Source organism: Nocardia neocaledoniensis, from assembly GCF_029868625.1.
Taxonomy (GTDB): Bacteria; Actinomycetota; Actinomycetes; order Mycobacteriales; family Mycobacteriaceae; genus Nocardia; species Nocardia neocaledoniensis_A.
Genome location: NZ_JARWOJ010000310.1, coordinates 1 through 10,734, shown reverse-complemented (window position 1 = coordinate 10,734; position 10,734 = coordinate 1). Strand labels below are relative to the sequence as shown.

Annotated in this window: 11 protein-coding genes and 1 pseudogene; 1 reads left to right on the top strand and 11 read right to left on the bottom strand. The window is 70.6% G+C overall.

The genetic code is table 11. The annotated features are described in order from the left end of the window. The 3 genes from QH270_RS23300 to QH270_RS23290 all read right to left on the bottom strand — a co-directional run. Nucleotides 1–1,197 (bottom strand): glutamyl-tRNA reductase (locus tag QH270_RS23300; protein WP_280346172.1); only part of this gene is annotated, 1,197 nt, incomplete at its 3' end. Further along, on the bottom strand, nucleotides 1,194–2,063 hold the full coding sequence (locus QH270_RS23295; protein ID WP_280346169.1) for a redox-sensing transcriptional repressor Rex: 870 nt from the start codon (nucleotides 2,061–2,063) through the stop codon (nucleotides 1,194–1,196). The genes QH270_RS23295 and QH270_RS23300, both read right to left, overlap by 4 nt. A 207-nt stretch (nucleotides 2,064–2,270) precedes the next feature. Further along, nucleotides 2,271–2,552: a glutaredoxin family protein gene (locus QH270_RS23290; RefSeq protein ID WP_110039192.1), complete on the bottom strand. Its 282-nt coding sequence runs from the start codon at nucleotides 2,550–2,552 to the stop codon at nucleotides 2,271–2,273. Nucleotides 2,553–2,736: 184 nt separating this feature from the next. On the opposite strand from QH270_RS23290, the pseudogene QH270_RS23285 reads away from it, so the two are divergent. After that, nucleotides 2,737–3,657 (top strand): annotated as a pseudogene (locus tag QH270_RS23285) (HAD family hydrolase); the annotation flags it as partial. Here QH270_RS23285 and QH270_RS23280 read toward each other — a convergent pair. From QH270_RS23280 to QH270_RS23245, 8 genes are all read right to left on the bottom strand, one after another. Then, nucleotides 3,644–4,771 (bottom strand): lysophospholipid acyltransferase family protein, encoded by a 1,128-nt coding sequence (locus tag QH270_RS23280; RefSeq protein WP_432420415.1) that lies wholly within the window; start codon nucleotides 4,769–4,771, stop codon nucleotides 3,644–3,646. The pseudogene QH270_RS23285 and the gene QH270_RS23280 overlap by 14 nt on opposite strands. Next, the gene (locus QH270_RS23275) at nucleotides 4,768–5,802 is read right to left on the bottom strand and encodes an NAD-dependent epimerase/dehydratase family protein (protein ID WP_280346166.1); all 1,035 of its coding nucleotides are present in this window, start codon (nucleotides 5,800–5,802) and stop codon (nucleotides 4,768–4,770) included. The genes QH270_RS23280 and QH270_RS23275 overlap by 4 nt, the downstream gene beginning before the upstream one ends. 201 nt (nucleotides 5,803–6,003) lie before the next feature. After that, nucleotides 6,004–6,105: a 30S ribosomal protein bS22 gene (locus QH270_RS23270; RefSeq protein WP_003402602.1), complete on the bottom strand. Its 102-nt coding sequence runs from the start codon at nucleotides 6,103–6,105 to the stop codon at nucleotides 6,004–6,006. A gap of 187 nt (nucleotides 6,106–6,292) precedes the next feature. Beyond that, nucleotides 6,293–6,562 carry a helix-turn-helix domain-containing protein gene (locus QH270_RS23265; RefSeq protein WP_229739639.1) on the bottom strand — a complete coding sequence of 90 codons (270 nt, stop codon included), beginning with the start codon at nucleotides 6,560–6,562 and terminating at the stop codon, nucleotides 6,293–6,295. Nucleotides 6,563–6,724: 162 nt separating this feature from the next. After that, nucleotides 6,725–7,543: a pyrroline-5-carboxylate reductase gene (proC, locus tag QH270_RS23260; RefSeq protein WP_280346159.1), complete on the bottom strand. Its 819-nt coding sequence runs from the start codon at nucleotides 7,541–7,543 to the stop codon at nucleotides 6,725–6,727. Between the two features lie 26 nt (nucleotides 7,544–7,569). Beyond that, the gene (locus QH270_RS23255) at nucleotides 7,570–8,436 is read right to left on the bottom strand and encodes a thioesterase family protein (protein ID WP_280346156.1); all 867 of its coding nucleotides are present in this window, start codon (nucleotides 8,434–8,436) and stop codon (nucleotides 7,570–7,572) included. An 84-nt stretch (nucleotides 8,437–8,520) separates the two neighbouring features. Further along, nucleotides 8,521–9,360: a sugar phosphate isomerase/epimerase family protein gene (locus tag QH270_RS23250; RefSeq protein WP_432420416.1), complete on the bottom strand. Its 840-nt coding sequence runs from the start codon at nucleotides 9,358–9,360 to the stop codon at nucleotides 8,521–8,523. Nucleotides 9,361–9,403: 43 nt separating this feature from the next. After that, complete coding sequence (locus QH270_RS23245) at nucleotides 9,404–10,411, bottom strand: hypothetical protein (RefSeq protein WP_280346151.1); 1,008 nt, start codon at nucleotides 10,409–10,411, stop codon at nucleotides 9,404–9,406. Between the last annotated feature and the right edge of the window lie 323 nt (nucleotides 10,412–10,734).

Genomic DNA, 10,734 nt, shown 5'->3' with positions numbered 1-10,734 from the left:
GGCTCCGGAACACCGCGAGCTGCCGCGTCCGGCGGACCCGGGGTGAGCGTGTTGGCCCGGCAGGCGCGGGCCGGGCTGTGTCGTGTGGTCGGGTGGCGGTGTCCCCCGAAACGGGAGGGCCCCCGCCCCAGGGGGTGGGGGGGGTTCCCGGTCTCGCTGTGGTGCGCGTTTTTTTTTGCGTGGTTGTGGCGGGGTCTTTTGGGGGGGGGGGGGGGGGGGGGGGGCGCCGGCGGCCCCCGCGGCCGGATCGCGCTGCAGCGATTCGATGTCGATGACGGCGACGCCGGGCAGGCCGGCGACGGCGTGCTCCACGTCGCGGGGCAGGCCGAGATCGCAGAAGACCAGCGGCCGTTCGGCGGCCTCGGTGCGGGTGCGGTCGGCGAGTGCGCGGTGGGTGTCGGCCAGGGTGACGACGGCACCGACCGCGCCGGTACAGGTGATCACCACGTCCGCGCTCGCCATCGCCGCGGTGAGGCTCGACATCTCCACGGCCTCGGCGTCGACCCCGTGCATGGTGCGGCCGGTCTCGGCGAGGCGCTGCGCGCGGTCGAGGGTGCGGTTGACGACGGTGATCCTGCCGATCCCGGCGCGCGAAAGATGCGCCACCGCAAGGCCGCCCATCGCGCCGGCACCGAGCACCACGGCCGTGCGGCCCGCGAGGTCACCGACCACGCCGCGCGCCCGATCCAGCGCGACCGACACGACCGAAGCGCCGGCCCGGTCGATGCCGGTCTCGGAGTGCACCCGCTTGCCGACCCGCAGGCTGTGCTGGGCCAGCTCGTGCAGCGTGCGCCCGACCGCCTGCTGCCCGTCGGCGCTGGCGTAGGCGCCACGGATCTGGCTGAGCACCTGCTGCTCGCCGACGACCATCGAGTCCAGGCCGCTGGCCACCGCGAACAGGTGCTCGGCGGCGGCCTCGCTGTAGCGCACGTAGGCGTGCCGGGTGAGGTCGCCGAGCGGGAGCCCGGAATGCTTGGTGAGCAGGTCGCTGACCTCGCCGAGCCCGCCGTGGAAGGCGTCGACCACGGCGTAGACCTCGACGCGGTTGCAGGTGGAGACGATCATCGCTTCGGAAACGTGGCTGGAGGCCAGCAGCCGGTCGACCAGCTTCGGCCGGTCGGCCTCGCTGATCGCGACCTTCTCCAGCACCGAGACCGGTGCACTCCGGTGCGAGATTCCGACCAGAAGAACACTCATGGTGTGATCACCGATCCCTTGGTGCTTGGCTCCGTTGCCGAATGCGGGGTGGCCGTATGCGGCGCGGTGCGTCGCTGTGGCCTGCCGCGCGCCGGCTCGACCGGCGCGGGGTGCGTGAGGGCGGGATGGTTCTGCGGCGCCACCCGGCGCGCGATCCGGCCGGACCCGGCCTGGGCGACCTCGGGCAGCGCGGGCGCGTCGTTGCGCGCGGCGTCGAAGGAGAGCATCTGCAGCTCCATCGCCAGGTCGACGCGGCGGACCTCGACGTGGGCGGGCGCGGCCAGCTCGCACGGGGCGAAGCTCAGGATCGACGGGAGCCCGGCGGCGACGAGACGGTCGCACACCTCCTGGGCGGCCTCGTCGGGCACGGCCAGGACCGCGATGGTCGGCGCGAGCGCGGGGATCTGTTCGGTGAGCTGGTCGACATCGCGCACGACGAGTCCGGCGTACGACTGGCCGATCACCGCGCGGTCGTTGTCGAAGATGCCGACCACGGTGAAGCCGCGTACCCCGAAACCGCCGTAGCCGACCAGTGCGCGGCCCAGATTGCCCGCACCGATCAGCACCACCCGATGTCCCTGCGACAAACCGAGCACGTCTTCGATCCTGGTGCGCAACTTGGCTACGTCATAGCCGACACCCCGCACACCGTTGGGTCCGAGGAAGGAAAGATCCTTGCGCAGCTTCGCCGAATTGACACCCGCCGCGACAGCCAGTTCCTCACTCGATACGATGGCTACACCCTCGTCGGCCAACCCGGCGAGAACCCGGAGATAGGTAGCGAGACGAGTCACCGTGGCTTGGGGGATGTCCCGCTGAAGAGCCTTGCCGGAGACGCCACCTGGCGTCTCATGCTGCTCTGTCACGTCGTCGGCTCCTCGTGCCGGGCCTGATCGCGGTCCGGTTCCTGTCGTTCGTTCACCGGTGTGGGTCGCCGCGTTGCGAGAGAGCGACCGGTGTGCCATGTGGGCTGTACAAACCCGGTCACCGCCGCTGCTCGGTGCGGCGGTGCGGATTGCGTGCCACCACCGTAACCGCTTGTGCAGGCGTTCACAAAGTCGGTGAAATTGGCCTCATTTTCCGCCGCGACCAGCGAAACGGCTCAGGTCGGCCCGCAAACGTGGCTCGTCGACGTCGAAATAGCTGTGTTCACGGCCGTCCAACAGGACCACGGGCAGCCGATCGCCGTATTCGGCGCGCAATCCGGGGTCGGTCGCCGCGGCTTCGTCGACGTCGACGGTCGCCACCGGGAGACCGAAATCACCACAGATGGTCTCCAATTGCGCCAGTGCCACGGTGCACAGGTGGCAGCCGGCGCGAGTCAACAGGGTCACGGTGGGTGTGGGATTGGTCATGAGCCCTATTTAATCCCCGAGCCCGCCGCGGCTTGTCGGTGAATCCGGTTACTGTGGACATGGTTCGCGCGACTAGCGGAGGGTACTGGTGCCGGAACGTTCGAAGGTGGCTAGGGCCGGATTCGTCGCAGGGCGATTCGGGGAGTTCCCTGCGCGGTGGCAGCCCAGCCGCCTCGGCCAGGAACTGCAGGAACAGTTCGCACGGCTGCCGCGCAGTCCGTTCGGGCCGAGCGAGGAGGAGCTGCGCGCCAACCTGGCCGGTGAGGCCAGCGCCGACGCCGCGCTCACCCTGCACGACGCCGAACTCGCCGAACAGCGCGAGACCACCGGCCCCGAGGTCCCCCGCGACCTGACGGCGGCGGCGTTCTTCGACGTCGACAACACCCTGGTCCAGGGCGCTTCGATCGTGCACTTCGCCCGCGGGCTGGCCGCGCGCAAATATTTCAAGACCTCCGACCTCGTCGATGTCGCCTGGAAGCAGGTGAAGTTCCGGGTCACCGGCAAGGAGAACTCCTCCGACATGGCCTCGGGCCGGGAGAAGGCGCTCAGCTTCATCGCGGGCCGCCCCACCGCCGAACTGGCCGCGCTGGGCGAGGAGATCTACGACGAGATCATCGCCGACAAGATCTGGCCGGGCACCCGCGCGCTCGCGCAGATGCACCTGGACGCGGGCCAGCAGGTCTGGCTGGTCACCGCGACACCGGTGGAGCTGGCCAACGTGATCGCCAAGCGCCTCGGGCTCACCGGTGCGCTCGGCACCGTCGCCGAGAGCGTCGACGGCAGGTTCACCGGCCGCCTGGTCGGCGACATCCTGCACGGCCTCGGCAAGGCGCACGCCGTGCGCACCCTGGCCATCCGCGAGGGCCTCAACCTCAAGCGCTGCACGGCCTACTCCGACAGCCACAACGACGTGCCCATGCTGTCGCTGGTCGGCACCGCGGTCGCCATCAACCCCGATTCCGACCTGCGCGAAGTGGCCAAGAACCGGGGCTGGGAGATCCGCGATTTCCGCACCGGCCGCAAGGCCGCCAAGATCGGCGTGCCGACGGCGCTGGCGCTGGGCGCCGCCGGTGGCGCGGTCGCCGCCGCGATCACCCGCAAGCGGGGGGGGGGGGGGCGCCCCGGCCGGGGGTGGGGGGGGGGGGGGGGCGCGGGGGGGGGCGGGGGCGCCGCCGCGCCCCCCCGCACGGGGGGCGGCGCGCCCCCCCCAGGACGGTGTTGCGGCGCTTGGCCAGCAGCTTGTAGAGCGTCTGCTGGATGGTCTCGCGGACCTGGTCGGTGACCTCGAACATGGTCATCGGATCGTCGGCGTCCTCCGGCTCGAAGGCCGTGGTGGCGATGGGCTCGCCGAATTCGATGTACCACTTGGACGGCATCGGGATGGCGCCCAGCGGGCCCAGGTGCGGGAACAGCGGCGTCACCGGGAAGTAGGGCAGGCCGAGCAGGCGGGCCAGCGGCTTGATGTCGGCCAGCTTCGGGTAGATCTCCTCCGAGCCCACGATCGAGCACGGGATGATCGGCACGCCGGTGCGCACCGCCGCGGACACGAAGCCGCCGCGGCCGAACCGCTGCAGCTTGTAGCGGTCGGCGTAGTTCTTGCCGACACCCTTGAAGCCCTCGGGGAACACGCCGGCGATCTGCCCCGACCGCAGCAGCCGTTCTGCGTCGGGATGGCAGGCCAGCGTGTGCCCGGCCTTGCGCGCCAGGGCGCCGAGCATCGGCAGTTCGAAGATCAGGTCGGCCGCCAGCAGGCGCAGCGGCCGGTGCTGGGGGTGCTTGTCGTGGATGGCCAGCTGGAGCATCAGGCCGTCGAGCGGGACGGTGCCCGCGTGGTTGGCCACGATCAGGGCGCCCCCGGAGGCCGGGATGTTCTCGATGCCCGTGGCCTCCACCCGGAACCAGTAGTCCGAGAGCGGGCGCAGGGCGGGCAGGATGAGCGACTCGAGCAGGTGCTCGTCGTAGCCGAACTCGTCGATCTGGTAGTCGCCGGTGAGCCGCCGACGCGCGAATTCGGCGGCGTTCTCGATCTGGTCCGCGACGGCATCGCGGACGATGTCGCCCAGGGTCTTCGGTGGCTTGGCGGGAAGGCCCGGCCTGCGGTCGCTCAGCGAGGTGACCGGAGTGGCCGGCGTCGGCTGCTCCGGCCAGCGACGGGCCGGTGGTCGTTGACGGGCCTCGACATTCACGTCGAGACGAATGACTTTCGCTCCCTCGTTCATGTGTGCGCTCCCGAATCGGCCTTGATGAGGCCGAGCAGTTTGGTTTCCGCGGCGTCGATCCATGCCGGATCGACGACGGGCCGCAACGCTGCGCCCGCGATGTAATCGTCGAAAGCCTGGACCGTGGTCCAGCGTGGGGTGAAACCGAGTTCGGTCCGCATGCGGGTGGTGTCGAGCCCGCACCCGAAGTGGAAATAGTCGGGTTGTTCGCTGCTGAATCCGCGCATCACCGGTCCCATCAGTGTGCGCCCGATGGTGCGGAAGAAGAACAGCGGCACCGGTGCGGCGAAGCGCCCGGCCCGCCGGATGGCCTGCGACATGGCCAGCGCGCCGTCTCCGGCCACGTTGACCGTGCCACCGTGCACCCGGAAGGCCGCCTGGACCAGCACGGCCACGGCGTCTTCCTCGTGCAGCAACTGCATCCGCGCCTCGCGCCCGAGCACGGTCGGGGTGATCGGCGAGCGCAGATATTGCATGCCGCGATCGGCCAGGCGTGGACCGACGATCGGCGCGAATCGCAGGATCGACGCGGAGATGTCGGGCCTGCGTCGCGCCATCGCGCGCACCAGCGCCTCGATATCGATCATGTCCCGGGCGAACCACCCGCTCGGCGGCGTGCGCGCGCCCATTTCCTCGGTGAATTTCGCCGGGTCCTTCGCGCTGCAGCCGTACACCGCCGAGGACGAGCGGACGACGACGCGCCGCACCGACGGCGCCTTCTGACACACCGCGAGCAACTGCATCGCGCCGAGCACATTGAGATCCTTCATCACCGCGCGACCGCCACCGGCGGGCGGGCGGGTGAGCACGGCGGGATGTACGACGGTGTCGACCTCGTTGTTCTCCACGACCTTGCGGATCAGCGGATTCCTGATGTCGGCCCGCACGAACTCGGCACGGCCCATCCGGCGGCGCAGCTCCCGGCTCGGGGTCATCGTGTCGACAGCGATCACCCGCTCGACACCGGGTTCCGCGGCGAGCCGGGACGCGACATTGCCACCGAAGAAGCGGCTGGCGCCGGTCACCAGCACTACCTTCGGTTCGTGTCGTTCCCGTGTATCGGAACTCGGACCAGACCCCACTCAAAGCCCCCTGCTTCTCATGTTTCCGCGTACCAGAGTAGCCGCATTCGCGCCACCCACCGCCACGATCAACAAGCTTTTAACGCGGCCGCTGTGAGAACACACGAGCCCGCCACCGAAACGGTGACGGGCTCGCACGGGCACGCAGGCTTACTTGCCGAGTTTGCGCCGCTGAACACGCGTGCGGCGAAGCAGCTTGCGGTGCTTCTTCTTCGACATGCGCTTGCGGCGCTTCTTGATCACAGAACCCATAGGGTTTCCTCGCGTTTCTCTACTCGGCATGCACACGCGGTGTCGCGTGCGTCGTCTGGCATCCGCGCCGCCGGGGCGCACCGGACACCACGAAGCGGTGCCACCGGCAGGCGGACACGAACCGAGGGTTCATCCTACCGGGACACCAGAGCAGCGACGAAACCGCCCTTGTACCTGGCCGACTATCTCAGCCGGCGTCGAAGTACGACGTTTCCAGGTAATCGTGCACGGCTTTCGCGTGCACCCGGAACGAGCGACCGACCCGCACCGCGGGCAGTTCACCCGAGTGCACGAGCCGATACACCGTCATCTTCGACACCCGCATGAGATCGGCGACTTCGGCGACGGTGAGAAATTGAGTGCCACCGCCGATCACCGGTTGTCCCTGCGTGGAGCCGACCCGCGGACCGGATGAACCCGATCCACCGCCCGACGCCGGTGAATTGCTTGCAGACATTCTGTTCGCAGACATCATGGCACCATTGACCTCCGGCACGTCCGCGCCGCCGGCTTCCCCACCGGCGGAACAGACACGCACGTGCTTCTACGAGCTTAGCGGGACCAGTGGGATTACTGCGACGGGTGTGAGAAATCGGTTTTCATCCCGGGTACCCGGCCGTCATTCGTTCGACGCGCCCTGTTCGGCGGAGCGTTGCTTGGAGGCGTGCAGCGCCTCGATGAACGCCGAGCGCAGCGCTCCCTGCTCGAGCACCCGCAGCGCGGCCGCCGTCGTCCCGCCGGGAGAGGTGACCGCCGCCCGCAGATCGACCGCGTTCTGGCCGGTCTCGTCCAGCAGCGCGGCCGAGCCGATCATGGTCTGCACGACCAGCTGGGTGGACACCTCGCGCGTCAGCCCCAGGCTCACGCCGGCGTCGATCATCGCCTCGACGACGAGGAAGAAATACGCCGGTCCCGAGCCCGACACCGCGGTGACCGCGTCCATCTGGGATTCGGCCACCGTCACCACCTTACCCACGGCCTCGAGCATCTCGCCGACGAGCTCGAGCTGCTCGGCGTCGGTGTAGCGGCCGGGCGCGATCGCGCTCATCCCTTGTCCGACCAGCATCGGCGTGTTCGGCATGACCCGGACGACAGCGAAACCGGCGGGCAGCCGGGACTCCAGCCGGGCGGTGGTGACGCCGGCGGCCAACGAGACGAGCACCTGCTCGTGCCCGGACTCCAGATCCGCCTTGGACAGGTCGGTCAGCACCGAGTCGACATCGCCCGGCTTGACCGCGAGGACCACGATGTCGGCGCCGACGACCGCGTCGGCGATCGACCCGGTGACCCGGATCTTGAACCGCTCGGCCAGCTGCGCCGCGCGCGGGGCGACCGGCTCGGCGACCACGAGATCCTTGGTCGCGCGGCCGGATTCCAACAACCCGGCAACCAGTGCCTCACCGATCCGCCCACCACCGACAACCGCGATTCTCGTCATGGGTCCAGGTTAGGGTGCGCGGTCGGTCAGCGCGCCGCCGGTATCAGGGCCAGCTGGCGGCTCTGCGCGACGACAGCCCCGGTGGAGTCGATGACCAGCTGATCCTCGTCGAACATCCGCTCACCGACCTCGCGGGCGGTCGCGATGACGCGCAGCCAGCCCGGCGCGGGGATGCGACGCAGGTAGGTGGTCATCTGGACCGTGGGCGACCAGCCGAAGTGGCCGAGGTTGATCGGCACCGGCGGGCTCATGTCGGCGGCCATCATGGCGAAGGCGGCGCGCACGCGCGGGTCGGCCTCGTCACCGTCGAGCGGGCGGATCCACAGCCGCGCCCTCGGCACGCCCGTCTCGCCGCGCGCGAAGTCGGCCCATTTCCCGTCGAGGAAGACCTTGGCGACCTCGCCGACGTGCACGACCTTGCCCATCGGCGAATCGGGGGTGTACTCGTGCGCGGTGGCGTCGGGCTCGGCGGGCATGTCGGTCGCGGTGTCGCTCCAGCGGGTGCCCTCGGTGTCGAGGTGACCGAAGGTGAAAGCGGTGCGCACCAGGGTGCGGCCGTTCTGGATCAGTTCCGCGTCGGCCAGGCAGATCTGGCGGCCCTTCTTGCGGATGTGCACCGCGTACTCGACCTCACCCGGATCCGGTGCGCCGAGGAAATCGGAGCTGCCCGCGATCGGCGCCATCCCGGCCAGCGACTCGTCGGCCTCGGTGATCCACCGGGTGGCCGCGGCGGCACTGGCGGCGACCATCGTGCCGCCGTGCACCTTGGGGCCGATGGTCCAGGTGGGCGCGATGACGCCGACGTAGCGCCCGGTCTCGGTCGTGGTGGTGGGGAGCTCGGTCAGGTCGCAGACCTGACTGAACGGCGCGTCGGTCGCGAGTTCTCGCGTCATCGTCACTCCTGGTCGAGGTGCACAGCAATTCGTACAGCGTACAAGCACCGATCGGCCGGGACTATTCCGTGTGGGCGTGATCTCTCAGGAGCGGTCGGCGTGGGTGGCACCGGTGAGATGCCTGCGGGCGAAGTCGAGGGTGCGGGCCAGCATCGCCGAGCGCTGGGCCGTCGTCCGCGCGGTCTGGGTGTTGATCTCGGCGACCGCGTGCCCCTGGAAACCGCTGTGCACCAGGTGCTCGCACAGCTGCGCGCACGGCTGGGTGCCGTCACCGGGGACGAGATGTTCGTCGTGGGCGGCGCCGCGGCCGTCGGCCAGATGCAGGTGCACCAGGCCGTCGCCCATGCGGCGCGCCAGTTCGATGGCGTCGGTGCCCGCGGTCGCGGTGTGCGACAGGTCGAGGGTGTAGTGGTCGAATCCGGTATCGGTCGGATCGAAGGAGGGACTGAACGCGCTCACGGCCGGGCCGGGCCCGGACCGGCGCTCCAGCCTGCGCACCGCGCCCTCTCGGAACAGGGTGTCGGCCCGCATCGGGAACATGTTCTCGACCGCGACCTTGACCGGATAGCCGGCCTCCAGCTCCCCCACCTGATCGGCGAAACCGCGCGCGTAGCGACGCTGCCAGCGGAACGGCGGGTGCACCACCACGGTGTCGGCGTCGAGCGCCTGCGCGGTGCGGACGCTGCGTTCCAGCTTGGCCACCGGATCGGCGCCCCACACCCGCTGCGAGATGAGCAGGCACGGCGCGTGCACCGCGAGCACCGGCACGCCGTAGCGCTTGACGTAGGACTGCACGGTCGCGATGTCCTGGCTGGCCGGTTCGGCCCACACCATCAATTCGACACCGTCGTAACCCAATTCGGCCGCGTAGCGGAACGCCGCCTGCGTGTTCTCCGGATACACCGACGCCGTCGACAGCCCGATTCCGATATCCGCCCGCACGTTCCCCACAGCCCACTCCCTGCGATCAGCTGGTACTGAGGAGAAAGGCTAGCGGTCCCAGCGTCACGAAGACGCCCACGACGACGGCGATCACAGTGCTGAAGATGTCGTCGGTGCGGCGCAGCACCCGCACGAGCGCGACGAGGCCGAGGATCACGACCATCGCGAGGGCGAGGGCCACCCAGTGCATGGTCTCCCACAGCGTCTCGAAACCCTTGAACAGCAACATTCCGGCGACCGCGGCGCCGACGCTCTGCCCGGCCAGGATCAGCCACTGGCGGCGGTTCTCGTCCTCGGCGCTGCGGGCGGCGCGCGAGCCGGCCCGGCCCGCCGGGACGCGGCTCGCCGCGCGCGAGCCAGCCTTTGTCGCGGCCATCCGGCCGGCCGCGCGCGACTTGGCCCGGCTGGCCATTTCGGCCGCCCGCGCCTTGGCCGCCGCCCGTCGACCACCCTTGACGCGCGTGGGCTCCGGCTCGTAGTCGTCGTAGTCGTCGTCGTACTCACCGTCGGCGTACTCGGCGTCGGAGTAGTCGTTGTCGGCGTAATCGCGGTCGACGTAATCGGATTCGGCGTAGTCGTCGGTGTCCGGCTCGGCGCCGGGGCGGTTCGGCCCGAGCCGGTAGACCTCGGTGCGCGCCTCGGCGTCCTGGTCGGCCTGCTGGCGCAGCAGGTCACCGGCCACCGACTGCCCGGAGACCAGCGGCTGTTCCTGGCTCACCGGCGACCACGCGGCCGTGGGGAACCCACCGCTCTCCGGTGCCGGATCAGGCCGGTGACGGCGCGCGGACCACGACGGCAGACCGCCGGTCTTGCCCGCCTCCGGCGCGCCGCGGCGGCGATCCAGCTGCGGACGCTGGTCGCCCTGCTGGGGCCACGCGGGCGCGGCGTCGGGGGCGAAGGCCTGGGTCGCCTCGGCCGGTGGCGTGCCGAATGCCTGGGTCGGTTCGGGCGGCGCGCCGAAGGCCGGAGCCGGTGCCGACGGCTGGTAGCCCTTGAAACCGCCGTCCTGGTAGTCGTTGAAGCCCGGCGGCACGCCGTACCCGGCCTCGGGCCTGCCGTCGAAACCGGCACCACCGAAGCCAGGGTCGAACGGTTCCTGCCCGAACGCCGCGGGAGCCTGGGCGCCCGGCCCGTACGGCGCGTCGAAGGACGGCGGGGCGTAGCCACCCGGCTCCGGGGACGGCGACCAGGCCGCAGGCGCGGCGGGCGCCGCCGCTTCCTCGGCGGCCTCGGCCGCGCGGCGGCGGGGGGGGTAGGCCCGAGCCGGTTGGCCACGGTGCGCGGCGCGGCGGGCAGGGGGGGCAGCGGGCGCCGCCCGTCACCCGCCCCCCCCAGCCCCGAGCCCCCCGGCGGGTG